The organism is Nitrospira sp. SG-bin1 (assembly GCA_002083365.1).
Lineage (GTDB): Bacteria > Nitrospirota > Nitrospiria > Nitrospirales > Nitrospiraceae > Nitrospira_D.
On sequence record LVWS01000022.1, the window covers coordinates 25,099 to 51,723 of the forward strand.

Below are 26,625 nucleotides of genomic sequence, written 5' to 3' on the forward strand. Positions count from 1 at the left end.
ACGAGCCCCTCCACGTACCTATGTCCGAATCGCCACACTAAGGGCGGCATTTTAGCAGTCCACTCTCGGAGGGTCAAACCGTTGAACGCACAAGGAAGATCGAGAGCGCAGTCAAGCAGCTGAACGGGGATATCGTCGACGGGCTTGGATCGAGTTGAGCCACTGCTCAAGTTGCATGATCACCGGATTTCGAGTTTTCTCAGAGGTTAGGGGCGTGGAACTAACTGTAGAAACAAGCGTTTCCTGTGATTGTCGTACGAGATGAGGCGACCTCTTGACCTCATCATCCATTGCTGATGTCGCATCCTCTGAAACAGCTGGCTTCCCTTCTTCGGAACGACGGACTAGGCCCAAGTTTGCCGTTTCGAGCGTTTTTTCGTCCAGATGCCTGTGTGATTCTGCCGCCACATCCGCCGTTGGAGCGCCGAACCCGGCACGAAGAGACAATGCTTCCTGGTCATGCGGATTAATGGACAAAATGACATTGCATGACCGGATGGCTGCTTCTCTGGCCCCTTGGGCCACGTAGAGTTTGGCCAATGTTCGATGCGCGCGAAGATTCTCTGGGCTTAACTTAACGGCTTCTTCAAGAATGGCTTTAGCCTTGACCGGTTGGTCCATCTGCTCATAGGCACGACCCAACGCCACCATGGCTGTGATGAAACCCGGATAGGTCTTCAGCCCATCTTCAAGTACAGCAGCAGCCTCTTCCCACATGCCGGCTTTACCGTACTCTTCCGCCAAAGGTATAAACACCTTGGATCCAGGCTCTTTGGCAAAGGCTAACGCCAATCGGTCAATTTCAGCAGCATTCGATTTTTTTGAACGTGATGCCATCGCTCACCTTCTTCGCCCCAAGGGTTCCCGATGAGGTGGAGTCAGACACAAATCTTTCACGGTCGTCAGAATTTCATCGGCCAGACGACGTTTGGGCATCAGCCCCAAGACCCTTTGTTCACCCGTAGCCGCGAGAATGACGACCGCATTGTCATCGCTGCCAAACCCAGCACCCGCTTGCGTAATATCGTTCGCGACGATGAGATCAAGCCCTTTTCCCCTCAATTTGTCCTTGGCATGCGACAAGACCTGCTCGGTTTCCGCCGCAAAGCCTACCACGACCTGCGACGTCCGTCGGGCAGACAACATCGCGAGAATGTCCGGAGTGGCTTCAAGCTCGAGCACGAGCTCGGATTTACCATTTTTTTTGAGCTTCTGTTCCGCCGGCATTTTGGGACGAAAGTCTGCAACCGCTGCAGCCATGATCAGCACGGTCGCGGAAGGAAAATGTCTGCTCAACTCCTCCGCCATTTCGCTGGCTGTATTGACCGAAACTGCGGCAATACCAGAAGGAAGCGCCAGAGAGGACGGTCCGGTAACCAGCATGACTTCCGCTCCTCGATCCCGAGCAGCCTCTGCGATGGCATACCCCATCTTGCCGGAGGAGCGGTTTGAAATAAAACGAACCGGGTCAATGGGTTCGTGGGTTGGGCCGGCCGAGACCAGCACCCGCTGCCCTTGCCAATCTCGCTGAGGGATAAGTGCCGACTGTACCGCGTCCAAGATTCGCGACTCGGCGGGGAACCTCCCCTGTGCAATCTGCCCTGATGCCAGTGGACCGACATCGGGATCGAGCACGACGACGCCCCGAGCTCGAAGTTCCTGAACATGTTGAACGACCGTGGAATGTGTCCACATGTCTCCATCCATGGCAGGAACGACGATCACGGGACACCGAGCGTTCAACAGCATCGTGCTCAACGGATCATCAGCCAGACCGAGGGCTGCCTTTGCCAGAAAATTGGCCGTCGCCGGTGCCACGATCACCGCATGGGCTTGTCCTGGGATGGCGAGATGGGTCATCTCCTCGTGAGAATCAAAAAGGTCTGTCACGACTCGTCGTCCTGAGAGAACTTCAAACGTAAGGGGTGTCACGAATTTCGTGGCAGCCTGAGTCATCACGACAGACACAGCGGCACCGTTACTTATAAGTGCGCGGAGCAAGCCGACCGATTTATACGCGGCGATGCTGCCGGTGACTCCAAGGACCAGCCGCTTGCCCAACAGATTAGGCTGCACTTGTGCTTCGTCCAATGCCTACTCCTCAGCCGACGCCACCGTCGGCTGTACCGTATCGTCGACGTAGACACTCAGTTCTTTCTTGATTTCGCGTGCGTCTTCTCCGGTCATCATCGCGATGCGCTCGGTTTCACCTTCCTTCCCTCGTTTGGCTTCCTTCATCGCGTCGCGAGCTTCCTTACCGGTCAAATACCTGACATGACTTCTCAGCACCTCATCCAACGCGATGGTCGTTTCCTTCGTGAAACGAGAGGTTCCGGCAGGCTTTGCGCCCTGAGTCAAGTGCTTCGCCCGCTGTGACGCGACAATCACCAGCCGGTGACGGGAATCAAATTCATTTGACGTGTATTGCGGCAACAAACTCAGCATGTCGATCATAATAACTCGTGCCCCCTTGCTATAAAGTGGATGACGGTTCCCGTTTCGCCGATTGTGCATCTTTTTCGAGAATAAAGCTCTGCTCAAGCCAATGCATGTCCATTCGTTTGGTCTTCAGACGTTCCGCCACAAAAATGCTTTGCAACTCACGGAGAGATTGCGCTAAATCATCGTTGCGGACAATGTAATAATACTCACGGAAGCACCAGACTTCTTCTTTTACTTTTTGCAGTCGGCGAGCAATGTCCTCCTGTGAATCTGACCCCCGGCCTTGGAGCCGAGCACGCAGAATGTCCATCGATGGAGGAAGAATGAAGATATAGACGGCGTCTGCAAACTTCTTCTTGATCTGCATCGCACCCTGGACATCGATTTCCAGCAAGACATCGATGCCCTGCTCCATTTTATCGATCAACGGTTTGCGTGGTGTTCCATACCAGTTGGAATACACGTGGGCATATTCCAAGAACTCGTTCCTCGCAACCATGTCGTGAAATACGTTCTCTTCGATAAAAAAGTACTCACGTCCGTCCACCTCGCCAGGGCGCGGTTTTCTCGTTGTAAACGACACCGAATGCCACACCCTGGAGACCGATCCTACGATCTGTTTGCACAGTGTCGTCTTCCCTGCACCTGAAGGGGCTGAAATGATGTACAGGATTCCCCGACGTTCAGGAACGTGCGAACTCCCCGCCATACTCGGGGGAGGATTACTTGTGGTAAGCGCGGTACTCATTCAACGTTCTGTATCTGTTCACGCATGCGTTCGAGTTCGGTCTTCATTCTCACCACATCGGCCCTAATTGTCGCATCATTGGCTTTCGATCCGATGGTATTGACTTCCCGGCCCATCTCCTGGAGAAGAAAGTCCAGCGTTTTACCTACCGACTCGCTACCGTGGAGTGCACGCTCAAACTGTATCATATGGGTGTCGAGCCTGACCAATTCTTCCGTAATGTCACACCGGTCGGCATACAAGGCCAACTCCTGGTTGAGCCGAGGGATGTCTGGAATGGGGTCCGCCAATAACTTCTCCACTCGCTGCTTCATACGGTCGAAGGTTTCCTGAGCAATGCAAGGGGCACGGGACGAAACTCCGCGGGTGCATTCACGCACGTGACCAAGCCGAGCAAGGATATCCTGTGCCAGCAAGGCCCCTTCTTTCTCCCGCATTTTGGCCATATCCGACACCGCGTGCATTCCAAGTTGTTCCACCAATCCTGTGAGCTTGGGATCGTCGGTCGGCTGCTCAGACAACGTGATGATATCGCGAAACCCCGTCATCAGTCCGATATCGATGGAGCCCTTCAGTTTCAACGTGCGCTGAAGCGTGCGAAGGGCGCGATGGTACTGTTTCGCTAACGTAACGTCAAGCTGCACCGTGCGAGCGCTTCCCCGACCGCCCTGGAGCAACACTGTCAAATCAACTCTTCCCCGTGCACAATGTTCTAGGATCGTCTTCTTGAAGCGTTCTTCCAGCCCGCTCATCGACTTCGGGAGACGAATGGATGTTTCCAGAAAGCGATGGTTGACCGAACGCACTTCGACACTGACAGTCCCGTCGGACCATGTCCCCTGTCGCTGTCCGAACCCGGTCATGCTCTTGATCATCTTGATAGTTTTCCTTCCCACTCACACACATCGTAAATCGGGCAAGCGAAACAGCGAGGTTTCCGTGCGAGACACACGTACCGGCCATGAAGGAGCAATCGCTGCGACACCTCCGTCCACTGGCTTGGCGGATACACCGATTGCAGATCTCGCTCGATCTGTTCAGGGTCATTGGATCGGGTCAGGGCCAACCGGTTGGCGACCCGTTTCACATGGGTATCGACCACCACACCCGGTTTACCAAATACAGCCCCAAGCAGCACATTGGCTGTTTTTCTCCCGACACCAGGTATCGCAGTGAGTTCTTCCATCGTATCAGGCACGTGTCCTTTGAACTGCGCGGTAATGACCTGTGCACAGCCGATCAAATTTTTTGCCTTGCTCTTATAAAAGCCCGTCGACCTAATCTGTGTTTCTAGCTCAGCGGGCGTCGCTTTTGACATGGCTTGAGGTGATGGATATTGCTTGAACAGGGTCGGCGTGACCTGATTCACCCGCTGGTCGGTGCATTGTGCTGAAAGGATCGTAGCCACCAGCAGTTCCCACGGAGAACGATGCGCCAACTCCACCCGAGCTACCGGCATAGCGCGACGGAGACTGCTGGCAATCCGCGCCGGGCGGTCTAACGCGGGCTGCGTCTTCATACGCTTGGTTCTCTTCATGGCGGCACGATTGTGCCGAGGTCACCGGCGAGATGCAAGCAGCGAGTCGTCCAGTAGGGACGGGCTAGCCGTCTGACGTTCACCGATGGACATACTTCTCACGTACGCTTCCAGTCGGGCAAGAAGAGGGCGGAGTGTGTCTGGCTGGAGTGCGGAAATGCCAATGGCTCCATAGCGTCGGCAGAGCAACTCAGCCTGCGGCTGTGACATCCGATCGCACTTATTGAATACGAGCCATCTTGGTATCGCATCCAGATGCAATTCTTCAAGAATGGCGATGACTGCGGTAATCTGAATGTCGATGTCTGCGGCACTGCCATCGACAACATGCAACAGCAGATCCGCCTCTCGTAGTTCTTCAAGCGTTGTCCGAAAAGCGCCGACCAGTTCCTGCGGAAGATCCCGAATAAACCCGACCGTATCGGTGATGATGACCTCACGGTCCTCCGGGAACCGCAGCCGTCGGCTCGTCGTATCCAAAGTTTCGAACAGTCTGTTTTGGGCCGACACCTGGCTGTTGGTCAGCACGTTAAGCAATGTCGACTTGCCGGCGTTCGTATAGCCCACGAGAGAAACGATGGGGAGCCCGTGTCGCCCCCGTCTGGACCGCCGTTGATTTTGCTGGCGTCCAAATTGGGTCAGCTCCCGCTCTAAATGCGTGATGCGGTCCCGCACACGACGACGATCGGTTTCCAGTTTGGTTTCGCCTGGCCCTCTGGTACCGATCCCGCCACCGAGTCGTGACAGTTGAGTACCCTTTCCGGACAATCGTGGAAGCAGGTACCGTAACTGCGCCAACTCCACCTGCACTTTGCCTTCACGACTATGGGCTCTGCGTGCAAAGATATCCAGAATCAGCTGCGTCCGGTCGATCACCCTAATATCGGTCATCTCGGAAATAGCTCGCAGTTGAGCCGGCGACAACGTTTGATCAAAGATCACCATGTCGGCACCCCGGTGAAGTGTCTGAATCAGAACATCCTTCATCTTGCCGCTTCCCAAGAGATAGCGTTGATGCCCGTCCGGCGTTCTTTGCACGACACGATCGACCACCGTGACATCGGCGGAGGTCGCCAATTCCGCCAATTCGGATAATCGTTCTTCCTGCTCTGGCCGACTTTTGGCGGAAGCGCTCACCAGAACCGCCGATTCCTTTCCACTTTCCACGGCATGGTGCGCTCGGGCCTGCTGAAGATCTACCTCCAGCTCTGCGATGAACTGATCGAACATCATCGTTAGATTGTGGAATGGGACGGCCTTCAGCACATTGAACAATTGGCCGGTCGAATTGGGGGCCAGTAGATGAGCCACATACAGGTTGCCTAGTCTGCCGTCCTCCGTGACGGAGAGGAGGCCAATAAGATCAAGCCTCAAAAAGGCGAGGTCGGTCAGTATCTCTTGATTTAAAGGCTGATCGTGCAGTTGCGTACGAATGAATCTCAGACCACGGAGTGATCGATTCCCTGTGCGGAACAAGGTGAGCGTCGTAGGGGACAACGTCAAATCCGTTCCCACAATGACTTCCTGAACTTGGCCTCGCCTCGTCAACAGCACACCGATCGGTCGACGAAGCTCAATGGTCAACTGGGCCATTGTCTTGGCCAGCTCGGGGGAAATGACCTTGTCGGGTGAGACACGCCGTCGGTAGAGTCGTTCTAGGGACGCGATTTGGCTGGTGCGTAGCCCCGTGATTTGGCCTCGAATGTCAGGAATGGGTTTTCTCCTTATCTCCTACAGAAACCGATCTGTGCCGGTTTTCCCCACGAATCGTTACGCATCTTTCAGTCGGACTGATATCGAGATCCGAATATGGCGGTACTCCGTTCATCAGTAACTGACGTCCCGCTGAGGCAATCATGGCAGCATTGTCGGTACAATACTCAATAGGCGGCAGTGCTAGACGAATACCTTCCTGCGCTGCGCACTCCCTTAATACGGTTCTCAGCCGTGAATTGGCTGACACTCCTCCCACAACGGCAAGCGCCGTCAGATTCGACTGTTTGAGAGCCACAAAGGCCTTCGTGGCTAAGACCTGCACAATGGCCTCTTGGTAGCTGGCCGCGAAGTCGGCAGTCTGCCGAGGTTGCAGCGGATCGCTCATTTCTCGTAGTTTATATAATAACGCCGTCTTGAGACCACTGAAGCTGAACTCCAGACTGCTTTTGGCGCCGCGAAACCGAGGAAATCGTAAGGCCTGTGAATCGCCGGAACGTGCGACTCGATCCACAGCCGGCCCACCGGGATATTCTAGACCCAGCATCTGAGCTCCCTTGTCGAAAGCTTCACCCGCCGCATCATCACGCGTACGCCCTAGAAGAATACATCGACCACCGGCTTCATGGCGATAGAGATGGGTGTGGCCCCCAGATACAACGAGCACGATACAGGAGAGAGGAAACGTCGGATCGGCGAGCCATGCAGAAGCGATGTGCCCTTGTAGGTGATTGACCCCCATGATTGGGATACCCAAACCGTAGCTCAAGGCTTTCGCATAATTGACTCCCACCAAAAGCGCTCCAGCCAACCCAGGCCCCTGAGTGACGGCGACGGCACCAAGGGTATTTTTCGAAACCTGGGCAGCCGTCAAAGCTTCGTTCACAACCATATCGATCTTCCCCAAGTGCGCTCGAGCGGCCAACTCCGGAACGACACCACCGAACTTTTCATGGACGGCCACCTGGGACGAAACGACGTTAGAAAGCACTTCGCCTTCATGGCTGAGTACGGCTGCAGCGGTTTCATCGCATGAAGACTCAATGCCAAGAACCGGACTAGGAAACCATCGAGCACCATGTTGAAATTCGGACGGATCAGGATGGGCACACATCTTGTTACGAGTGGTCCGGATGGGATTGCAGAACAAGACGGCCTCTGCAGCTATCTGCTGCAGAGGCCGTTATGGGTCGCATGATGTTCAATAGAATAACAATGGGCCCTACACTCCGGCCATCGCCTCCTGCTCAATAAATGTCGGAGCCCCGTCCCGCAGCACTACTTTCACTTTGCGGATCTCTTTAAAACGTCCCCTGATCAGTTCATCCGAGAGCGGATCACCGATGGCACGTTGGATAGCCCGCCGCATTGGTCTGGCTCCGTACAGCGGCTCATACCCCTCTTTGATCAACCACTGTTTGACTTCGTCGTCGACCTCGATTTCAATTCCCTTGTCCAAGAGACGGAGGTTCAATTCGCGCAGGAGAATATCCAAGATGCTGTAGAGCTGCTCTTTTTCCAATTGATGGAAAATCACGATTTCATCGATCCGGTTCAGAAATTCTGGACTGAACGATTTTCGAAGCTCTCCAAGCACTTCTTCCTTCTTCCGACGCGCGGCTTCACCTTCCGTGCTCTGGAAACCAAGGGAGACACCCTTCTGAATCATTTTCGTCCCGATATTCGACGTCATGATGACGACGGTATTCTTGAAATCGACCTTTCGTCCAAGGCTATCGGTCAACACGCCGTCGTCTAGAACTTGAAGCAGGACATTGAACACGTCCGGATGTGCCTTTTCGATTTCATCGAACAACACGACAGAATACGGTCGACGACGAACCTTTTCGGTTAACTGTCCTCCCTCTTCATATCCGACATAGCCGGGAGGGGCTCCAAAAAGCCGAGAACTGGTAAACTTCTCCTGATATTCGGACATATCGACACGAATCAATGCATCTTCGCTATTGAAGAGAAACTCCGCCAAGGTCCGGGCCAGTTCTGTCTTGCCCACACCCGTCGGTCCCAAGAAAATGAACGAGCCGATTGGCTTCCGGGCTTCCTTCAAGCCGGCACGAGATCGGCGGATGGCGCGGGCCACGGCGGAAATTGCTTCATTTTGGCCGACGACTCGTTTATGGAGAAACTCTTCCATGCGTAATAGTTTGTTGGACTCTTCCTCCTCCAGCTTAAAGAGCGGAATGCCGGTCATTTTTGAGACAACGTAAGCGACATCCTCTTTTCCGATCACCGGCTTGTTCTTTTCCTGGTTCTTTTTCCATTCTCGTTTGGACTCGTCGAGCAACTTCCGCAACCGCTCTTCTTCCTCGCGATGCCGTACGGCTTCCTCGAAATTCTGCATGGAGATCGAGAGTTCTTTTTCCCGCGACACCTTCTTCAGCTCTTGTTCCATCGCTTTTAATTCAGAAGGAAGTGCGTACGTCTGGAGTTTGGCACGCGAGCCGGTTTCGTCAATCAAATCGATCGCCTTGTCGGGCAGGAACCGATCGGTGATGTACCGATCCGATAACTTGACGGCCTCGACGATTGCTTCTTCGGTGATTTCCACGCCGTGATGTTCTTCGTATCGATCCCGAAGCCCTTGGATGATGCGGACCGTTTCGTCGAGATTCGGTGGCTGAACATGAATCGGCTGAAATCGCCGTTTCAAGGCACCATCCTTTTCAATATGCTTTCGGTATTCATCCAGAGTTGTGGCTCCGATGCATTGAATCTCGCCACGCGAAAGGGCCGGCTTCAACATATTGGAGGCGTCAATGGACCCCTCGGCGGCTCCTGCGCCAACCAGCGTATGCAACTCGTCGATAAAGATGATAATATTGCCCGCTTGGACAATCTCCTTCATCACGACTTTGAGACGCTCCTCAAATTGCCCGCGGTACTTGGTGCCTGCAACGAGAGACCCTAAGTCCAACGCAATGACCCGACGGGAGAGCAGATTGTCCGGGACTTCCGATTGAACAATACGTTGGGCGAGCCCTTCGACGATGGCGGTTTTTCCGACCCCTGATTCGCCGATCAGCACAGGGTTGTTCTTGCTCCTTCGACTGAGAATCTGGAGGACGCGCTCGATTTCGTCGGCTCGGCCAATTACCGGGTCCAGTTGACCTTCTTGAGCCAACTGGGTCAAATCACGGCCGAATTCATCAAGTGCAGGAGTATTGCTCTTTCGATCCCGCTCACGCGGAGCGGACTTTCGCAAGAACGTCACGGTTAATTGACGAGCGGTTAACAGATTGGCCCCCAGGCTTCGAAGGATTTTCCCCCCGATTCCTTCTTCTTCCCGGAGGAGACCAAGAAGAAGATGCTCGCTACCGATGTGGTTATGGCCCAGCAAACGAGCCTCTTCCACTCCGTATTCAATGACCTTCTTTACACGCGGGCTAAAAGGGATCTCTCCAAACGTCATGGTGGTCCCCCCACCCGGCAGATTTCTCTCGATTTCCAGCCGAATCTGCTCGGTAGAAAGGCCCATTTTTTTCAGAATCATCAGGGCAATGCCATCAGACTCACGAAGGATGGCCAAAACAAGATGCTCAGTTCCCAGATAGTCGTTTTGATGTCGCTCGGCCTCCTCGCGCGCGAGGATGATGATCTTTCGACCTTTGTCTGTGAATCGTTCGAACATCCTGCCTCCTTACTCGTGAGTGCGAATTCCGGCCGCGTTCGAGCAAAACCATTGAAAATTCTTGGCCTAATTCTAACCACAGTATTCTTGAGAGTCAAGGTTGCGCGGATAACGAGACAGTAACAGAACCTCAGCCATGTTCACTGTTTTTGCTTCTTGCATTGTACGAAACACAACAAGCGTATGTTATCCATTGACACAAAAATGAGCATGCCGATAGAATCGCGCTCCCCGTATCCCTCCAATCGTATGTTTGAGATCCATGAAAAGTAAAAGCATCGGAATTTTGACCAAGCCCAAATTCCCCGAGGTCAAGGCTACGCTGCTTGGCGTGGTCGCCTGGCTCCGTGCCCGTAACATCGACGTCCTGCTCGATACAACCTCGGCGACGTTGCTGAACGAACAGGGAGGTATTCCCAAAACTCAGCTGGCCGAAAAAGCCGATGTCCTTCTGGTACTCGGAGGTGACGGGACCATTCTGAATGCAGCGCGGCTCGCGGCAGAACGGGGCAGTCCTATCCTTGGTGTTAACATGGGAGGACTCGGCTTCTTAACGGAAGTCCGACTGGATAATCTCTATCCTTCGCTCGAACGAGTGTTCGCCAACGATTACACCCTCGATGAACGCCTCATGTTGGCGACGCATGTTCATCGCCATGGAGAAACAGTCGCCCGGGGCATCGTGCTGAACGATGTCGTCATCAGTAAGGGCACCCTCGCCCGTATGATCGAGCTACGAGTCGCCATAGGCGGCCAGTTCGTGACAAATCTCCGAGGGGACGGTCTGATCATCGGAACACCCACAGGTTCTACGGCGTATTCTCTCTCTGCGGGTGGCCCCATCATGAACCCAGCTCTTCAGGCGCTTATCCTGACTCCCATCTGTCCACATACGTTGACGCACCGCCCGCTCATCGTACCAGGCGATGTCGTCATTGAAGTGACGTTGACGAGTAAAGATGACGGTTCAATGGCCACGCTCGATGGGCAGGTCGGCGTTGCCATGATCCAAGGTGATACGGCAGTAATTCAATCGTCAGACTATCGGACTAAATTGATCAGATTTCCGGAAAGCCACTATTACGAGGTGCTACGCGAGAAACTGAAATGGGGGCATGGATAGAGATAGATCACTCATCCCCTTCACAGTTTTATCTGTTCAACATATTGGAGCATGTCTTGGTTTGCTGAAAACTTGAACTCTCCGATGCAGTCACCTTTCCCTGTGAATGAGCGTTCCGCCACTTCGAGTGCTCGTAAGCCATTCACGTCGACCGGACGACTTTTCCGTTGTTTCAAAAGCACATGCAGTCGATCGAGCACGACCTTGATATCTCCTCCGCCGGCCTTGGTCGCCAAATAGCGTTCGACAACCTCCGCACACCAATCCCCGTCCCGCTTCGCGACGCCGACGAGCCCCTCACTGGCTTTCCGAGCCCAACCAGCTAAAAAGACCCCTTCGATCACCTGGCCTGTAGATTCATCGTAGGCTTGGAAAAGCGCATCATCCGGATCATTACCAGTTTTATTAGGATTCGTGGTGAACATTCCATTTTTATAAGGCAACCCGACGGTTTCATCCACCTTGTCGCCGACGGCAAAAACCACCGAATCACAAGGAAACTCATAATACTGCTTCAACCCCACGGCAACGGTATCCTGCCCCTTGGGATCGAGCCGGTTATCTTCCATTTCAAGTCCGCACACCCGATTGTTGCCGCCAACCAGAATACGCTTAGGCGATGCAAGAAAACGGAAGCCCATTTTCGTCTCGCTCACGATCGGCTCGCATTTGGTGAACTCATCGGTGAATGCCTTTAAAACTTCATCGGGATTCTGTCCGACCTTGACGATACGGTCCCTGATGCGCTCAAACTCAGCGTTGATCCCATCCAGGTCCATATTCGCACAGATGCTGCGGATTTCTTTTGGATTGTACTTCCGTTCTACCGGTCCTCGCCTGACAATTGCCGTGACTCTTTCTACTTTCTTGTAGCGAACCAACCAATGGGCAATGTCCACCATCACATCCCCCGCCCCGATCACGGCCACATGCTGACCCATTTCGAAAGGACGGTCACCAAAACCAGGCAAACGATTGTAATGATAGACCACATCTTTTGCGTGAAACACGCCTTGAGCAGAATCCCCCTCGACACCAATGGCCTTCGTTCCCTGTGCCCCGATCGTGAAGACAACCGCGCTCGCACCCAACCCGCGTACATCGTCGACCGTCAGATCCTTTCCGTTCCCGATGGAGACATTACCGAAGTAATGAACGTTCTTCTGTTGAAGAAGTTCCCAATACTGTTTCTTGAGACCACCACGAAGTTTCAGCTTAGAGGGGAATATCCCATATTCGGCCAATCCCCCGAACTTGATATCACGATTCAGAATGATGATTTCGCAGCCGGCTTTTGAGAGCGCACTGGCGACAGCCATACCAGCTGGCCCCGCTCCTGCGACGATGATCACATGTGTCCGCATCCCACTCATATCCGTATTCCTTAGGAAGTTACGTGATAAAAAACCTTAAAATATGAAAATATGAAAGGAACGCGGACTCTAGCATAGCCGTTCCCGCACTGTCAAAAAAGTGCCGCCGACAAGAACTGTGCTTGCGCGCCTACCCTCTTCTTGTCTACAATGTCGCCCCGTTTCCGGAAGGAGGTCGCTCTGTCGCTACACTACATTCTTCTGAGCCCCATACCTCCAACGCTCCTCATTTCTTACCAAATCGCGCCCAGGCACTATGCCCCGTAGCCATTCAACTCCTCCATCATTCGACGAATTCCCTGTACGGTATCATCGCGTCGACAAGGACGGCCATACAACGCCTCTCGCCGAACTGGGTCGCAATGACGCCTACGCGGTACCGAACTTCGACCTCGCCGAGGAACTGATCGCCCGCGGAGCTGATAGTGCCCGCGTTGCCATCAGCCCACATGATTGTACTGGCCACCGGTATCCGAGCTATTCCCAAGTAACGGGGGGTAAACAACTTGTTCCCGGCTCACCGTTCGATTTCAAACAATCGATCGTCATTGTTCTTCCAACGTACAATGAACGTGCCAATCTAGCGGCACTCGTCACCGCTATCGGCCAATATCTTGTAGCCGATATTTTGATCGTTGATGACAATTCACCGGACGGAACGGGAGAATTGGCGGACCAGCTCAGCGCCAAGCATAAACATGTACATGTCCTCCACCGACCAGAAAAAGAAGGGCTTGGTCCAGCTTATCTAGCCGGGTTCGAATGGGCGCTGCAGCGAAATTATGGGTTCGTTATCGAAATGGATTGTGATTTCAGCCATGCTCCCTGGGATCTGCCCCGCTTGGTGCACCGCAGCCATACCGCCGACCTGGTGATCGGGAGTCGCTACGTACCAGGTGGCGGGACCGAAAACTGGAACGCCTACCGCCGTTTCGTCTCTCGTTGCGGCAACAGCTATGTTGGTCTCTTCCTCGGCTCAACCATCCACGACTGGACGGGAGGATTCCGCTGCTATCGGCGTGAGCTTCTGACACGGATGAATCTCCCCGCAGTCCGTGCAAAGGGATACATCTTTCAGGTAGAGCTGGCTTGGCGGGCCCTGCAGCTTGGTGCAGATATTGTCGAGCTTCCCATCCGGTTTGCCGACCGCATCCAGGGGCAGAGCAAACTGGGCTGGCAGTCCATCACGGAAGCGTTGATCGAAGTCCCTAAAATGTATCTCCTTGGTCTGAGTGGTCGATAAGACTTCACCATTCCGTTCTCCCACTGACTTCACCCACCGCACAGGGAACACGAACCATATCATCCATAGTCGCTCACATAGAGACTCATCAATGGCACAAAACTTTAGAAGAGAAATTCCAGGATTGGGAGGATCGGGCGGATCAAGTTTCGTCAAATCAATGATAAGCTCGTCCTTGGCGTTGGCCAAAATTCCGTCCAGCAGGCTGCTCTTCGTAGGAATGACCGCTTCGGCGGGTTGAAACTTCAAATCAAAGCCTTTTGCGGCAGTCGGCCGCATAGGGTAACGCCGGTCATAGATCATCCCATAAGCCGGGATACCGTAAATGATTCTCCAATTTCCCAGAAGGATATGCAGTTCGGTTCCATGAACGTACAGACCGCCTGTCGTGATGATTCGCCTCGCGAACGTTTGTGGCTGACTTAAATAGAAGGTGACCCGTTCGTTGTCTTTCGCCTCCGCAAGCGCCTCCGAGATGCGTGCGGACAAGAGGTCCAACTCATCATCCGTGAAGGCGGGAACCAGAGGAGACTCTCCCCGCCACCATCGCTCGAGCGCAATCCAATGCTCCTGCACCTTCAATCCTGACAAAATGGTCCGCAGTTTTTCCGGTTCGATCGTGAATGGGTGACTATGGTGGCCCGGCGGCCATTCCGGCAGGACTTCCGAATCCCTTTCCAACCGCACGAAATTGACCGGATCCTCGTAGATGATTCGCGAGGGCACATGAGGAGCGGCGCAACCAACCAACAAAATGGAGCACAGGGTGAGGAGTACGGGAACGTTCCGCCCTTTCCGATTAGTCATCTCCTTGCAGTGCACTGCTCTCTCCTTCTCGGCTCACCCCTCACTGATCGTAACGGTCATCTCGGCTCGTTCCAACGGATTGTCTCGCCCATCACGCTTCATGCTGACGATTTTATCGGCCACCTCCATTCCGCTGACCACTTCTCCAAATACTGTGTATTGCCAATCGAGGAAATTCGCGTCTGCGACGCAAATAAAGAATTGCGATCCGGCACTGTCCGGATCGTTCGCACGGGCCATGGAAACAATACCCCGTTTGTGCGGGGTACTGTTGAATTCCGCCTTCACCTTGTACCCGGGCCCACCCATTCCGTGGGACGAACGGTCAGAACTTTTGCTGTTGGGGTCTCCCCCCTGAATCATGAAACCAGGAATGACGCGGTGAAACGTCGTCCCGTTGTAAAACCCGTCTCGGGAAAGTGTGACAAAATTATGAACGTGGCCCGGCGCCACGTCGGGGAAAAACCTCAGCACCATTTCACCCAGAGCTTGCCCCTTGCTCGTGACGGCTATCGTGGCCCGTACCTTTTCACCAACATCAGCCATGTCATTCGTCCTTTCTAGAGATCCCATTCAGCGAAAGAGAAATGGCGGAGGTGCCATCCCCACCTCCAACCCTTGATTGACGGCCATCCATGAGACACCGTCGTCACTGCGAAACACTCCGGAACTCGTCCCTGCGTACAGACCTTTATCACCAGATCCGATCAGCACTTGCACAGCAAGGTTTGCCAGACCCTTATTGACCGGCATCCATTGCCTTCCCTTATCTTCGGTCTTAAAAATCCCGTTACCGGTCGCCACAACGACATCGTGGTCGCCCAACACGATACCCCGGATAGAGTCGTTGGGCAGCGACCGACTGATTGCGCGCCACGTGAGGCCTCCGTCGGTGCTGCGAAAAACTCCGCCGTCGAATGTTCCGGCGAAAATGCTTTGGTCTTGATCAATTACTAAGACACGAATGAAATTTTCGACCATTCCCTCATGATCCTTCAACCCATGTCGCATACGAACCCAACCGGTGGAGCCAGGGCTGAATCGAAAGATACCTTTACCCGATGTGCCGGCAAACAAGGTCCCGTCAGCGGAGCGAGCGAGTGAGTGGACCAGAATATCATCTAACCCCGCTGTCACTGAGGTCCAACGATCTTCGGAACCATGTAGGCGATACACGCCATCTCCGGTACCGGCGAATAGCTCCTGTTCGACCGCCAGTAAGGCCTTGACTTCAAGCTGTTTGAGCCCCGCATTGACCGACTGCCAGCTCTTCCCGTCATCCTGCGAACGAAACACTCCGCCACGGAAAGTTCCGGCATAGAGAGTGCCGTCTTTCGTTGAAGCCAAACTCAGGATAAACGGATCAGTGATGCCACCTCCTACTTGGGCCCACGTCATACCACGGTCGGCTGTACGAAACACTCCATGCCCGAACGATCCTGCATAGAGCACCCCCTTTGCATTGATCGTCAACGCCTGCACGCTCGCGGCAGATTGTTCGGATGGTCCCCGTGCCGCCGAAAGATCCGAAACTCGGAAAGCCGTAGCAGGGAGCGGCGGGTTTGAAACCTGGATACTCTCTCCACCCGCCGAACCGAGGAGAACACCCCACAGTAGCGTGACACGGACGATGATACCTATATGGTCAATCTTTACCGACCCGCGCGTCATCGTAGTCTGGTTCCGGCAGTGTTGATCGGCAGATCCGGATCGAGCGGCAAATCGATCCCTCCCGAGTCCTGATTTCGCCCGAACAGTCTGGCGCCAAGAATCCCGATTTCATACAGCACCATCAAGGGAACCGCCATCAGGAGCATCGTAAACAGTGTTGCGTCGGGAGTGACGATGGCAGAAACCATGAGACACAGCAAAACCGCATGCTTGCGGTAATGAGCGAACGTGTCCGCCGATGCCATCCCGGTCATGGCGACGAGACTCATGGCCAAGGGCAGTTCGAAGGCACAACCGAAGATGAGCAGGAATTTCACATTGAAATCAATGTACGTGCCGACGCTCAGCTGCGGAGTGACATCGCGATCGAGTCCGAAACTCACGAATAGGTCGATGACCAGCGGCAAAATCACCACATTGCAGAAAATGAGCCCTAACGCGAACAATCCTCCGGCCACTAGGAACAGCGGGATCGCCCAACGCTGTTCTTTCGGTAACAGGGCTGGTTCGACGAATTTCCAACACTGATAAAAAATGACCGGCAAACTGAGAATGAGAGCGGCCAACAACGATACTTTGATCGAAGCGAACAGCGCCTCCGTCGGCCCATAAAACGCCAGCTGGTTCGAAAAGGGTCGATTGAGCCATGCCACCATCTCGGCGGAAAAAGAGAAGGTGACCCCCAAGGCCCCCAAAACCGTCACACCTATGATGATCAGTCGTCGCTTGACGGCTTGGATATGAGAGACAAGCGGATGGATGGTCTGTGTCATATTGACAGATTCGGCCGCCTGCAAAGGCGATAACCCCGAGTGGCCCCGTTACCGCGCCGGCTCAAGTCTTTGTTCGCGGTAAAGGCGGATCAGTTCCGCAAGCTTGTCTTTCTTCGCCAGTTTTTCCTTTTGTATCCGCTTTTTTTCAAGTTCCTCGGACGGGGTCAAGACATGGCGTTTCTGCAGCTCGTTCAGTTCAAGATCCAGGCGATGGTGAGACGCTTCCAGTTCCCGGAATTCGGTGTTCGAGTGGCGAAGCTGTTCGACAATCGCATCTTCCGTCAACATAACGACACCTCCTGGTTAACGTGAGTCTGTTGAAGCTGATTCACCTCCTGAGACAAAGTCCTTGCCCCGCTGCCGGACACGCGACATCATCAGCGGACTCATTTCCATCAGCACGGCGTCTTCGATGGGATTCGTGTAATAATGAGGGCGACGACTGATCTGCACGAAGCCTAGACGAGCATAGAGAGACCGCGCCGGATCGTTCGAAGCTCTGACCTCGAGGACCGCTCGAGTCGCCGACTCCTCCAATCCCAGGCGGAGGGCTTCGGTCACCAGTGCTTCCCCCACCCCTCTCCTTCGCATCGACTCTCGCACCGCTAAATTCATCAATCGAAGCTCTTCAAAGACGATCCAGAAGCAATGGTATCCGATAATCGCGGGTTCTGCTGCTGTTGTCGACGCCTCCAGCTGCCTCGCAACGAGAAAGTGGGCGAATAGGTTGCTCGTTAACTCGGCCTCCAACATTTTGCGCGTCCAGGGGGACGAGAAGCAAGCTTCTTCCAACCGGAGGATGTCCGGCAGCATATCCGCTGTCGCTGGGACGATCTGAAATTCTGAGAGCCCCATGGGACTGCTCATTTTTCCCGAGTACGCAACCGTCGACGGCCCCGAGTCAATCGGTCGGCCATTTTGGCGGCAACCCGTTGCTGCCGTCTCGCCACGGGTGAAATGCCTCTCGACAGTTCGTATTGGATTTCCGCCTCGGCCCGCTGAACATACAGGGGCGTGACTAATGCTCCGGCAATTTCGCCTCGCCTGAGTCGTTCCACCCCGATACGCGCAACCTGTATAGCCGAAGGCTTGAAGACTTGATCCGGTCCTACGGTCACCGTGACCGACTCCGGCAAGGCCGCTCGAATCTCCGACTCCATCGCCAACCAGCCAGTCCCGAACACCATCGCGGGTTCGGTGAGACTCTGCGCGAAGGCACGAGCAGTTCCAACCCGCTCATTTACCACGCGATCGAGCCGTCCGTCCCGTGACCAACGGAAAACCGCCCAGTACACTTCTCCGCGGCGACTGACCAGCACGGGACAAATGGGAACGGCTGTCTCTTCAAGACTCCTGGCCATGGCTTCCAGTGTCGGTACCAGTATGAGGGGGAGGCCGGTGGCTCCACGAAGTCCTAGGCACGTTGCAAGACCCACCCGGATACCGGTAAATGAGCCAGGCCCGATGGAACAGGCAAGACCACTGAGATCGCCAAGTCGCAATCCGGACTGAGAGAACACTCGATCGAGAGCCGGCAACAAGAGGGAGCCATGGGCACCATCAGCCTCTTGCTCATGCACCGCGAGGATGAGGTCGTCTTCGAAAATCGCGACGCTCTGCCACGTCGTGGCGGTTTCAACCGCGAGGATCTTCATTGATGATTTATGAGATTTGACCCAAGTCTTCTGCCCGTATGGTTTGATTGTGATGCATTTCGTGGAAAGTGACGTGCACCGAGCCTTGTCCACGACCATCTTCGAGAGAAATCTTGAACGGGCGAAATAGCCGAACATCCTGATCGCCCAGGGCTTGCGCTGGAATACTTCCCAGCTCCTCAAGCGGTCTAAAATCATCATACTGAATCGTCGCCTCGACCTCCCCACCCGACCCAAGCCACTCTTCCTGTACCACGAGCATGCGACGGTCAAACCATAGGCGGCGGATCGGCGGACGCATTGAGCTCGTTCCCCCGGTTGCTGGCGCATAGACGTCGAGACGATATCGGCCTCGTTCTTCCACGACCTTAACCATTTCATCCCTGGCAATGGAGTTCGTTCCCAGTACGCCACCGACCGCCCATACACTCAACTGAGAGAATCGAGCGAGCTTCCCAACATCTTTCATGTCGGACTGGTGACCGGCATAGGTTTTCCCCTCGAGTGGCAAGCGAAGCCTATACAGATCATCCGCTTGAACAAAGTCGAACAGCTCGGTTCCGAGAGGAGTAAATCCTCTCAGCCGCAAAGCATTCGGCCGACGGTAGTAGACCGTGCCCTCGACTCGGGACACGATCGGAATCAGTCCTCCCCGTACCTTCGCACTAAACAGTCCCTTCATTGACTGGATGGATGCTTCCCGCTTGCGCAAGACAGTAGTGAATTCTTCGGCCGTGACTGACTTGAGCGGTAACTCTTCCTTCGGCATCACGAGCGCACAACCTGCAAGTGATATGACGGCGAGACAGGATATCACGAAGTGTACCCATGCTTGTTTTCCCCTCGATTTCCTACGCCAATACCACATCCAACGCCTCTCGCACTTCTTGAATACCGATCAACTCCATACCGTCGATGGAGTCGAGCTTCGTCAGATTTCGTTCAGGCAGAATACATCGCTTGAACCCCATCTTGGCGGCCTCGCGAATACGCAATTCAGCTTGGCTGACGGCACGTACTTCTCCGCCCAAACCGACCTCCCCCAACAGTAACGTCCCAGGCTCGACAGGCACCTCCCGTAAACTCGATGTGACGGCTGCGACGATTCCCAAGTCAATCGCCGGTTCGTCGACCTGCATCCCTCCGACGACATTCACATACACATCCTGTCCGGAAAGATGCACCCCCAGCCGTTTCTCCATGACCGCCAGCAGCAGCGATACTCGATTGACCTCCACGCCGTTCGCCATTCGTTTGGGCATGGCATAGGTCGTTGAAGAAACCAACGCTTGCAGTTCAACCAATATCGGCCTCGTCCCTTCGAGACTCGACACCACGACCGAGCCGGTACTCCGTTGAGGACGTTCCGCCAAAAACAATTCTGAAGGATTGCTCACTTCTTCGAGTCCAGCATCCTTCATTTCGAAGACCCCAATTTCATTCGTCGATCCAAAACGATTCTTCACGGCACGGAGAATCCGATAGCTGTGGCCCTTATCTCCCTCAAAGTACAACACCGTATCGACGATATGTTCCAGCAGCCGCGGCCCTGCAATCGCTCCTTCCTTGGTGACATGCCCGATGATGAAGACCGGGACACCGGCTCGCTTGGCAAACCACATGAGCTGCCCTGCCACTTCTTGCACTTGACTAATGCTGCCGGGAGCGGAAGTAATCTGTTCTGTGTACACCGTTTGGATGGAATCGACCACCACCGCAACCGGCTCAATTTCCTGAATCGTTTTCAGGATCTGCTCAAGCGAGGTCTCCGCCAAGATCAGCAAATGGGGATGTTCAATACCCAGCCGTTGCCCTCGCATTTTGATCTGCCGGGGCGACTCTTCCCCGGAGACGTAGAGAACCGGAGCTGCCTTCGTCGCCAACCGTGGCAAGGCCTGTAAGAGCAGCGTCGTCTTCCCGATTCCGGGATCGCCTCCAATCAAAATTACTGCGCCGGGAATGACTCCCCCTCCCAGGACTCGATCGAATTCGCCAATACGAGTGAGCCGACGATCTTCTCCCACGACTTCGATTTCACCGATGGGCGTAGCCTTGGCTTCAGCTGTCTTGATCTCAGCAGGACGCCCCTTTCCAGTCGCCGCTTGCCGCTCCTCTTTCATCGTATTCCAGCCGCCGCAGTTTGGGCAGCGGCCAAGCCATCGAGGCGCCTGATGTCCACAGGTTTGGCAAGAAAAGACGATCTTGGATTTCAAAATGGCCTCGTCGCAGAGGACGACATCAGATCTATCTTAATGAATACACCAAGGGAATAAAAGCTGAGAAACATGGACGAATACAACACGTACCGGAGTCCCCCTCATACTGAAAATTGATGGCTACCAAACCTCCACTGACCCCATTGGCAGCATGGCTGCTGCAGTACAATCCACGACTGCCTCTTAGGAAGGCCCCTACGTTGAAACTTTGACCTTGACGAATGGTTCAAGCCTCTTATAACAATGTTGATAAACTCACTCTACTTAAATGAAACTGTCAAAGAAAAGTGAATATGGCCTTCGAGCGTTGCTTGAGCTCACACTGGCGCACGGAAAGACCACGCTACAGCGACATGACATTGCCACTCGCCAGCACATCCCCGTTGAATTCTTGGAACAGATTCTTCTCACACTCAAACGGGCAGGACTCATCTCCAGCCGACGAGGCATCAATGGAGGATACATTCTCATTAAACAGCCGAACGACATTACACTCGGACAAGTCATTCGCATACTCGATGGTCCACTGGCACCGATCGGCTGCGTCAGTAAGACGGCGTACCAGAAATGCCGTGATTGTCCTTATGCGAATAAGACGAGGTGCCCGGTCCAACGCGTCATGGGCACAGTCCGCGATGCGATTGCCGGCGTCCTCGATCACTATTCGCTCGCCGACTTTGCTGCAGATCAACCCACAGGGTAAACCCTCATGGATGCCGTCGTTCTTGTCCTCATTACATTTGTCGCCGCCGCAGTGAATGGTGCGTTGGGATACGGGTTTTCTTCCATCACTGTTCCGGTTGCCCTGCTCTTTTACACCAACAAAATCCTTAATCCCGCCCTGGTCCTTATCGAACTGGTCATTAACAGTTACGTCTTGTTCATCAATCGCAAAAGTGTTCCCAACATCTGGCGAAGGGTAGCCCCCATATTGATCGGCCTGGTCGTCGGAATCGGGATTGGCAGTTACATTCTCTCGCTAGTCCAACCAGCGTGGATCAAGTTTGTGACGTATTTTTTCCTCTTGCCCCTGATTCTTCTTCAGGCCGCCGGCATCCGCAAGCCCATTCAGGCCGAAAAGGCGATCGCGATCCCGTTTGGAATGGGTATTGGGACACTCTACTCCGTCACCACTATTTCAGGTCCACCGCTCGCTCTTCTGTTTAACAATCAAGGGTATGAGAAACGGGATTTCCGAGCCGCGCTCGGAGTGATCCGGGTAGCGGAATCGTCGCTCACCGCAGTCGCCTATTGGTTTATCGGATTTTACAGCGCAGGAAGCATGGACATTATTCCCTACATCGTGCCGAGCGTCATCGTCGGAATCCCTCTCGGGACCTTCGTGATTCGCTTGATGGATCCCGAAACATTTCGGCGCATTTGCATGGCATTCGACGGGTTGGTGGTCGGATTCGGCCTCTCCCGTGTCTTAGGGGAGTTAAACCTTGCCTCATCGGTGACGACCTCTAGTATCCTTTCAATCGTGATTCTCCTTAACGGCTATCTGCTCTTTCGATTTTTCAGAGACCGAACGGGTCCCTGACATATCCCTTCTCGATACCGCTTCCACTTTCCTCGCACACTCATGTATTGCCCGAATACAATTTATTGACTCCACTAGTACTTCGTACTCACGTTCCGCCGGCTCGTTCCTGAGGTACTTGAAGGTTGAACCATTCACACCTAGCACCACCATTGTCTCATCAAAATATATAACTAGCTGAAAAATTGCACCTTTCCAATTTTCGTCCTGGGCACCATATTTGCCTTGGACCCTGGTCAGAAATAACAGCGTCCACTGGATCTAATACAGTTTCAGGGCAATCAACTTGTGAGGAGTATTCATATGCTGAGACGTACACCTTCGATCATTCCGGTCTTCAGGAATTTCCCTCTTGCGGTCGGCTATGTCATAGCTTTCAGTGCCTTCGCTCTCACGCTTGCCGGATGTAGTGACGACGGACAAGGGGGACCGAGCCTTTCCTCCCTCTCCACACCAGTAGAGACTAAAGATACTACTAAAGATACTAATCAAGGCGAAGGCGCCCAATCAGCAGACTCCGATCCTACCGAGATCGCAGCAAGTGGACAGGAGGATTCGGAGCTGTCCCTGATATCACCAGAAATAGAGTCTCCTCCAAATGAGTTTGCCGAGGCAGACCTCGAACCTCCACCACCGACTGGCGCTACTGCTCAGCTAAACTGGGACGCCTCCTCCGATCCCAATGTGCAAGGTTACTTCATCCACTATGGGAAACGATCATCCGGAGAGTATGGTTCGTGTTCGTATGAAGAAACTCAACGAGTCGGGGCTCCGCCTGCCACTATTACCGGGCTTGAACCGAATACCCCCTATTTCTTCGCAATCAGCGCTTTCAGTGAAGCGGAAAGCGAATCGGAAACTCCTTGCTCAAATGAGATACTGGTGGTCACATCCGCCGCTCAAGGCTGAGCTAGTCGTTCGCCGAGCCACCCTGCATCTCCAGCTCCCCTGGATCTCTCCAGGGGAGCTCATCATTGACCTCTACCGGCCGATTTGTTAGCCTCAACTTCTGTCAGACTACTGCCAAGAGCATACAATCAACATTAACGCTCTTTGATCTTTATCCTGAAAGGATCTGCTATGGCCGGCTTAACTGCTTCGCCTGAACTACTCAGCACCTTGCACAATAAGGCAACCCAACTACGCATCAACAGTGTACGAGCCACCAGCGAGGCGGGGAGCGGTCATCCGTCGAGCTGCGCCTCTGCCGCCGACATCGTCGCCGCATTGTTTTTCTCGGTCATGCGTTATGACCCCCGTGATCCTAAGGCGCCCAATAGCGACCGGTTTATCCTGTCAAAAGGGCATGCGGCTCCGTTGCTGTATGCCGCGTGGGCGGAAGCGGGACTGTTCCCCCCCGATGAGCTTTTGAAATTACGCACGCTGACCTCGGATCTCGAAGGACACCCCACCCCTCGCTTGCCGTTCGTCGATATGGCCACCGGATCACTGGGTCAAGGACTTCCTGTAGGAATCGGTATCGCGTTGAATGCCAAGTTCGTCGACAAGCTGGACTACCGGACTTACGTATTGATGGGAGATGGGGAATCGGTCGAAGGATCGGTTTGGGAAGCTGCTGAGATCGGACGCCAATACGGCTTGGATAATTTGTGCGCGATCGTCGACATCAATCGTCTGGGCCAAAGCGACCCTACCATGCTGCAGCACGATATGGATGCGTATCGGTCCCGCTGGGCCGGATTCGGCTGGCATGCCATCGTCCTCGACGGCCATGACCTCACAGCGATCCTCAAGGCATTCGATGAAGCGGCCCGCACAAAAGGACGACCCACCGTGGTGCTGGCCCGAACGTACAAAGGTAAAGGGATTTCATTCATCGAGAATAAGGCAGACTGGCACGGCAAACCACTGAAGAAAGGCGAGGAAACCCAGAAGGCCCTTGACGAGCTTACGAAGCAATTGAGTCCGAACGGTGTCGTGATTGAAATCCCAAAACCATCGGCTCCCAACACCAGACCCCCGTCTGTCAGTCCGATGCCTGCCGCGCCTTATAAGATCGGCGACTCTGTCGCAACGCGGGAAGCGTTCGGTGCCGCATTGGAAGCCTTGGGGGCCACCAATCCCTTGATCGTCGCCCTCGACGCCGACGTCAAAAATTCCACGTACACCGACAAATTCGGCAAGAAGTTTTCCGATCGCTTCTTTGAAAGTTTCATTGCCGAACAAAATATGGTGGGGGCCGCCGCCGGTCTGGCTGCCTGCGGGAAAATCCCCTTTGCAGCAACCTTCGCTTGTTTCTTAAGTCGGGCCTACGACTTTATCCGAATGGCCGCGATCAGCGGTTCGAACATTAAGCTCGTCGGAACCCATGTCGGCGTGAGCATCGGTGAGGATGGACCGTCCCAGATGGGTTTGGAAGATATCGCGATGATGGCGGCGCAACCAAACGTGACGGTCCTCTATCCGTCCGACGGCAACTCAACCTATCGATTGATTGAAGCCGCCGCAAATCACAAAGGTATGGTCTATATGCGTGCCGGGAGGCCGAAGAGCCCGGTGATTTATGGACCGGAGGAGCGTTTCCACATTGGTGGAAGCAAAGTTGTCCGGCAAACCGCATCGGATATGCTCACCATCGTGGCTGCTGGAGTGACGTTGTTTGAAGCCTTGAAAGCGCATGAACAACTGAAGTCATCAGGCATGTCCGTACGTGTGATCGACCTCTATAGCATCGCTCCCATCGATAGAAACACCTTGTTGGACAGTGGTCGCGCGACGCAGCACCGCATTCTTACGGTTGAAGATCACTACGCCCACGGAGGTCTCGGCGATGCCGTCCTGAGCGCTGTGGCGACGGAAGACATTAAAGTTCATAAACTCGCCGTCCGCGAAATTCCACACAGTGGGAAACCCGAAGAACTCGTCGATCACTATGGGATAGGAGTGCGGTCCATTGTGGAGGAAGTCAAAAAGATCGTCAAATAATGGAGTCCAGTGCGACCTCAACAACGGATTCGCTTGAACTTCCCTTCTCATGCTGCACTGAAGAAAAGACTGCGAACGCGTCGACCTGAATTCGGGCACGACACAGGTGAGTGGTTTTCAAGGGACCGAAAGCAAAGAGCAGTCAATAAGCATGTTTTTACAGAAAAAATGTGGTATAGTTCGACCGTTTATTTAGTTTACTCGTGTACGGGCTAACTGAAGCTGACCAAAAACGGGTTGATCATCCATCACATTAGGAGGAACGAATGACGAGAAGGAACGTGGGCCTCTCAGCGCTGATGTTAGGGTGTACCGTTATGCTATTAGGAGTCGCGGCTTCAGCCGAAGATCTCCCTCCATTGGCTCCGGTTCCACCCGAGTATGCCGATAAGAAAATGCCGGCCGGTGGATGGACTGATGCGAAAGCCATTGAAGAAGGTGGTAAAATTTATCGGGGCGAGTTCAAGACCGAAGTCAACTGCAGCAGTTGCCACGGAAAAGATGGCGCACCAGTGAAAAAAGGCGCGAGAGACCTTCGCGATCCGAAAATCGTCTGCCGCTTCTCAGACGCGTATTGGTTTTGGCGCGTCGCTGAAGGCATCCCTAAGACGAAGATGAAGGCCAATAAGGGCCTCCTGTCCGAGGAGCAGATCTGGCAAGTCATGGCCTATGAAAACCAGTTCTCGCACGGAGGCAAGCCAGCCGACCGCTCTTGCTATAAGCCTTAAGGGACTTCAGCAAATGACCGAAGCTTGGGAATAGTGACCAAGCAGCAGCACAACAAGGGGGAGAGAGCATGATGCTCTTTCCCCCTTGTTCTTTTGGCACTGCAGCTCTTGTTCAGGTTTAGGCTGGATTGGGTGCGACGAACACCAATACCATGAGCCGACGGTCCGTATGATTCTTCACACCGTGCTCCTCCCCGGCTGGAGCCAGAGTCCCTTGCCCCGTCTCAAGCATTCGATGGTCGGTACCGACCTGAAATGTTCCTTGTCCCTCCAGAACGATATACACTTTATCCTGGTTGCCATGAACATGGCCCTTTTGTTCTTGGCCCGGCTCAAAGCAATATACATCGCAGAAGAATCGTTCCGTCTGGAACAGGTTGTTCTTCTTCATCTTCTCACGACTGAACTGTTGAAAGTCGGCCAGTGTCACGATTTGCATCATCGATGTTTCCTCTCCT

26 protein-coding genes are annotated in these 26,625 nt (G+C 54.0%); 6 read left to right on the forward strand and 20 right to left on the reverse strand.

Annotation, left to right across the window (positions count from 1 at the left end; genetic code table 11):
- Positions 1–111 precede the first annotated feature (111 nt).
- The 9 genes from A4E19_17335 to A4E19_17375 form a co-directional block, all read right to left on the reverse strand.
- Positions 112–837: a hypothetical protein gene (locus A4E19_17335; protein ID OQW34685.1), complete on the reverse strand. Its 726-nt coding sequence runs from the start codon at positions 835–837 to the stop codon at positions 112–114.
- Between the two features lie 3 nt (positions 838–840).
- Positions 841–2,091, reverse strand: a complete 1,251-nt coding sequence (locus A4E19_17340) for a phosphopantothenoylcysteine decarboxylase (GenBank protein ID OQW34686.1) — start codon at positions 2,089–2,091, stop codon at positions 841–843.
- A 3-nt stretch (positions 2,092–2,094) separates the two neighbouring features.
- Entirely contained in the window at positions 2,095–2,454 is a 360-nt protein-coding gene (locus tag A4E19_17345) for a hypothetical protein (GenBank protein ID OQW34687.1), read from the reverse strand.
- 19 nt (positions 2,455–2,473) lie between these two features.
- Positions 2,474–3,151 carry a guanylate kinase gene (locus tag A4E19_17350; protein ID OQW34688.1) on the reverse strand — a complete coding sequence of 226 codons (678 nt, stop codon included), beginning with the start codon at positions 3,149–3,151 and terminating at the stop codon, positions 2,474–2,476.
- Between the two features lie 35 nt (positions 3,152–3,186).
- On the reverse strand, positions 3,187–4,065 hold the full coding sequence (locus tag A4E19_17355; protein OQW34689.1) for a hypothetical protein: 879 nt from the start codon (positions 4,063–4,065) through the stop codon (positions 3,187–3,189).
- Entirely contained in the window at positions 4,062–4,727 is a 666-nt protein-coding gene (locus A4E19_17360; GenBank protein OQW34690.1) for an endonuclease III, read from the reverse strand. The genes A4E19_17355 and A4E19_17360 overlap by 4 nt, the downstream gene beginning before the upstream one ends.
- Positions 4,728–4,748: 21 nt before the next feature.
- Positions 4,749–6,431, reverse strand: a complete 1,683-nt coding sequence (locus tag A4E19_17365; GenBank protein OQW34691.1) for a GTPase HflX — start codon at positions 6,429–6,431, stop codon at positions 4,749–4,751.
- A gap of 1 nt (position 6,432) precedes the next feature.
- Positions 6,433–7,554 (reverse strand): tRNA N6-adenosine(37)-threonylcarbamoyltransferase complex transferase subunit TsaD, encoded by a 1,122-nt coding sequence (locus A4E19_17370; GenBank protein ID OQW34692.1) that lies wholly within the window; start codon positions 7,552–7,554, stop codon positions 6,433–6,435.
- Positions 7,555–7,662: 108 nt separating this feature from the next.
- Complete coding sequence (locus tag A4E19_17375) at positions 7,663–10,089, reverse strand: ATP-dependent Clp protease ATP-binding subunit ClpC (protein ID OQW34693.1); 2,427 nt, start codon at positions 10,087–10,089, stop codon at positions 7,663–7,665.
- Between the two features lie 262 nt (positions 10,090–10,351).
- Between A4E19_17375 and A4E19_17380 the strand changes: the two genes are divergently transcribed.
- Positions 10,352–11,212, forward strand: coding sequence for an NAD(+) kinase (locus A4E19_17380; GenBank protein ID OQW34694.1), 861 nt, complete (start codon positions 10,352–10,354; stop codon positions 11,210–11,212).
- A 20-nt stretch (positions 11,213–11,232) separates the two neighbouring features.
- On the opposite strand, the gene A4E19_17385 is transcribed toward A4E19_17380, so the two are convergent.
- The 10 genes from A4E19_17385 to A4E19_17430 form a co-directional block, all read right to left on the reverse strand.
- Positions 11,233–12,585 carry a hypothetical protein gene (locus A4E19_17385; GenBank protein ID OQW34695.1) on the reverse strand — a complete coding sequence of 451 codons (1,353 nt, stop codon included), beginning with the start codon at positions 12,583–12,585 and terminating at the stop codon, positions 11,233–11,235.
- Between the two features lie 976 nt (positions 12,586–13,561).
- Entirely contained in the window at positions 13,562–14,635 is a 1,074-nt protein-coding gene (locus tag A4E19_17390) for a hypothetical protein (GenBank protein OQW34696.1), read from the reverse strand.
- A 33-nt stretch (positions 14,636–14,668) separates the two neighbouring features.
- Positions 14,669–15,112 carry a peptidylprolyl isomerase gene (locus A4E19_17395; protein ID OQW34822.1) on the reverse strand — a complete coding sequence of 148 codons (444 nt, stop codon included), beginning with the start codon at positions 15,110–15,112 and terminating at the stop codon, positions 14,669–14,671.
- A gap of 96 nt (positions 15,113–15,208) precedes the next feature.
- On the reverse strand, positions 15,209–16,306 hold the full coding sequence (locus A4E19_17400; protein OQW34697.1) for a hypothetical protein: 1,098 nt from the start codon (positions 16,304–16,306) through the stop codon (positions 15,209–15,211).
- A complete protein-coding gene (locus tag A4E19_17405) occupies positions 16,303–17,079 on the reverse strand; it encodes a hypothetical protein (GenBank protein OQW34698.1) in 777 nt (258 codons plus the stop codon). The genes A4E19_17400 and A4E19_17405 overlap by 4 nt, the downstream gene beginning before the upstream one ends.
- 48 nt (positions 17,080–17,127) lie before the next feature.
- Positions 17,128–17,367, reverse strand: a complete 240-nt coding sequence (locus tag A4E19_17410) for a hypothetical protein (GenBank protein OQW34699.1) — start codon at positions 17,365–17,367, stop codon at positions 17,128–17,130.
- A 15-nt stretch (positions 17,368–17,382) separates the two neighbouring features.
- Positions 17,383–17,934, reverse strand: coding sequence for a hypothetical protein (locus A4E19_17415; GenBank protein OQW34700.1), 552 nt, complete (start codon positions 17,932–17,934; stop codon positions 17,383–17,385).
- Between the two features lie 8 nt (positions 17,935–17,942).
- Entirely contained in the window at positions 17,943–18,734 is a 792-nt protein-coding gene (locus tag A4E19_17420; protein OQW34701.1) for a hypothetical protein, read from the reverse strand.
- Positions 18,735–18,741: 7 nt separating this feature from the next.
- Positions 18,742–19,602, reverse strand: coding sequence for a hypothetical protein (locus tag A4E19_17425; protein ID OQW34702.1), 861 nt, complete (start codon positions 19,600–19,602; stop codon positions 18,742–18,744).
- Entirely contained in the window at positions 19,586–20,947 is a 1,362-nt protein-coding gene (locus A4E19_17430; protein OQW34703.1) for a DNA repair protein RadA, read from the reverse strand. Before A4E19_17430 ends, A4E19_17425 begins: the two co-directional genes overlap by 17 nt.
- A 271-nt stretch (positions 20,948–21,218) precedes the next feature.
- Between A4E19_17430 and A4E19_17435 the strand changes: the two genes are divergently transcribed.
- From A4E19_17435 to A4E19_17455, 5 genes are all read left to right on the forward strand, one after another.
- On the forward strand, positions 21,219–21,653 hold the full coding sequence (locus A4E19_17435; protein ID OQW34704.1) for a hypothetical protein: 435 nt from the start codon (positions 21,219–21,221) through the stop codon (positions 21,651–21,653).
- Positions 21,654–21,659: 6 nt separating this feature from the next.
- Positions 21,660–22,493, forward strand: a complete 834-nt coding sequence (locus A4E19_17440; GenBank protein OQW34705.1) for a hypothetical protein — start codon at positions 21,660–21,662, stop codon at positions 22,491–22,493.
- 303 nt (positions 22,494–22,796) lie between these two features.
- Positions 22,797–23,402 (forward strand): hypothetical protein, encoded by a 606-nt coding sequence (locus A4E19_17445; GenBank protein ID OQW34706.1) that lies wholly within the window; start codon positions 22,797–22,799, stop codon positions 23,400–23,402.
- Positions 23,403–23,573: 171 nt separating this feature from the next.
- The gene (locus A4E19_17450) at positions 23,574–25,439 is read left to right on the forward strand and encodes a transketolase (protein ID OQW34707.1); all 1,866 of its coding nucleotides are present in this window, start codon (positions 23,574–23,576) and stop codon (positions 25,437–25,439) included.
- A 266-nt stretch (positions 25,440–25,705) separates the two neighbouring features.
- Entirely contained in the window at positions 25,706–26,167 is a 462-nt protein-coding gene (locus tag A4E19_17455) for a hypothetical protein (protein ID OQW34708.1), read from the forward strand.
- A gap of 118 nt (positions 26,168–26,285) precedes the next feature.
- Here the strand turns inward: A4E19_17455 and A4E19_17460 are convergent, their stop codons facing one another.
- Positions 26,286–26,606, reverse strand: a complete 321-nt coding sequence (locus tag A4E19_17460; protein OQW34823.1) for a cupin — start codon at positions 26,604–26,606, stop codon at positions 26,286–26,288.
- Positions 26,607–26,625: the final 19 nt, after the last annotated feature.

What these genes read in the sequence shown, in the direction of transcription:
- A4E19_17335 (OQW34685.1), bottom strand. Translation starts at nt 837, where the DNA reads ATGGCATCACGTTCAAAAAAATCGAATGCTGCTGAAATTGACCGATTG.
- A4E19_17345 (OQW34687.1), bottom strand. Translation starts at nt 2,454, where the DNA reads ATGATCGACATGCTGAGTTTGTTGCCGCAATACACGTCAAATGAATTT.
- A4E19_17350 (OQW34688.1), bottom strand. Translation starts at nt 3,151, where the DNA reads ATGGCGGGGAGTTCGCACGTTCCTGAACGTCGGGGAATCCTGTACATC.
- A4E19_17355 (OQW34689.1), bottom strand. Translation starts at nt 4,065, where the DNA reads ATGATCAAGAGCATGACCGGGTTCGGACAGCGACAGGGGACATGGTCC.
- A4E19_17360 (OQW34690.1), bottom strand. Translation starts at nt 4,727, where the DNA reads ATGAAGAGAACCAAGCGTATGAAGACGCAGCCCGCGTTAGACCGCCCG.
- A4E19_17370 (OQW34692.1), bottom strand. Translation starts at nt 7,554, where the DNA reads ATGTGTGCCCATCCTGATCCGTCCGAATTTCAACATGGTGCTCGATGG.
- A4E19_17375 (OQW34693.1), bottom strand. Translation starts at nt 10,089, where the DNA reads ATGTTCGAACGATTCACAGACAAAGGTCGAAAGATCATCATCCTCGCG.
- A4E19_17380 (OQW34694.1), top strand. Translation starts at nt 10,352, where the DNA reads ATGAAAAGTAAAAGCATCGGAATTTTGACCAAGCCCAAATTCCCCGAG.
- A4E19_17385 (OQW34695.1), bottom strand. Translation starts at nt 12,585, where the DNA reads ATGAGTGGGATGCGGACACATGTGATCATCGTCGCAGGAGCGGGGCCA.
- A4E19_17390 (OQW34696.1), bottom strand. Translation starts at nt 14,635, where the DNA reads ATGACTAATCGGAAAGGGCGGAACGTTCCCGTACTCCTCACCCTGTGC.
- A4E19_17395 (OQW34822.1), bottom strand. Translation starts at nt 15,112, where the DNA reads ATGGTGCTGAGGTTTTTCCCCGACGTGGCGCCGGGCCACGTTCATAAT.
- A4E19_17400 (OQW34697.1), bottom strand. Translation starts at nt 16,306, where the DNA reads ATGACGCGCGGGTCGGTAAAGATTGACCATATAGGTATCATCGTCCGT.
- A4E19_17405 (OQW34698.1), bottom strand. Translation starts at nt 17,079, where the DNA reads ATGACACAGACCATCCATCCGCTTGTCTCTCATATCCAAGCCGTCAAG.
- A4E19_17410 (OQW34699.1), bottom strand. Translation starts at nt 17,367, where the DNA reads ATGTTGACGGAAGATGCGATTGTCGAACAGCTTCGCCACTCGAACACC.
- A4E19_17415 (OQW34700.1), bottom strand. Translation starts at nt 17,934, where the DNA reads ATGGGGCTCTCAGAATTTCAGATCGTCCCAGCGACAGCGGATATGCTG.
- A4E19_17420 (OQW34701.1), bottom strand. Translation starts at nt 18,734, where the DNA reads ATGAAGATCCTCGCGGTTGAAACCGCCACGACGTGGCAGAGCGTCGCG.
- A4E19_17425 (OQW34702.1), bottom strand. Translation starts at nt 19,602, where the DNA reads ATGTGGTATTGGCGTAGGAAATCGAGGGGAAAACAAGCATGGGTACAC.
- A4E19_17435 (OQW34704.1), top strand. Translation starts at nt 21,219, where the DNA reads ATGAAACTGTCAAAGAAAAGTGAATATGGCCTTCGAGCGTTGCTTGAG.
- A4E19_17440 (OQW34705.1), top strand. Translation starts at nt 21,660, where the DNA reads ATGGATGCCGTCGTTCTTGTCCTCATTACATTTGTCGCCGCCGCAGTG.
- A4E19_17445 (OQW34706.1), top strand. Translation starts at nt 22,797, where the DNA reads ATGCTGAGACGTACACCTTCGATCATTCCGGTCTTCAGGAATTTCCCT.
- A4E19_17450 (OQW34707.1), top strand. Translation starts at nt 23,574, where the DNA reads ATGGCCGGCTTAACTGCTTCGCCTGAACTACTCAGCACCTTGCACAAT.
- A4E19_17455 (OQW34708.1), top strand. Translation starts at nt 25,706, where the DNA reads ATGACGAGAAGGAACGTGGGCCTCTCAGCGCTGATGTTAGGGTGTACC.
- A4E19_17460 (OQW34823.1), bottom strand. Translation starts at nt 26,606, where the DNA reads ATGCAAATCGTGACACTGGCCGACTTTCAACAGTTCAGTCGTGAGAAG.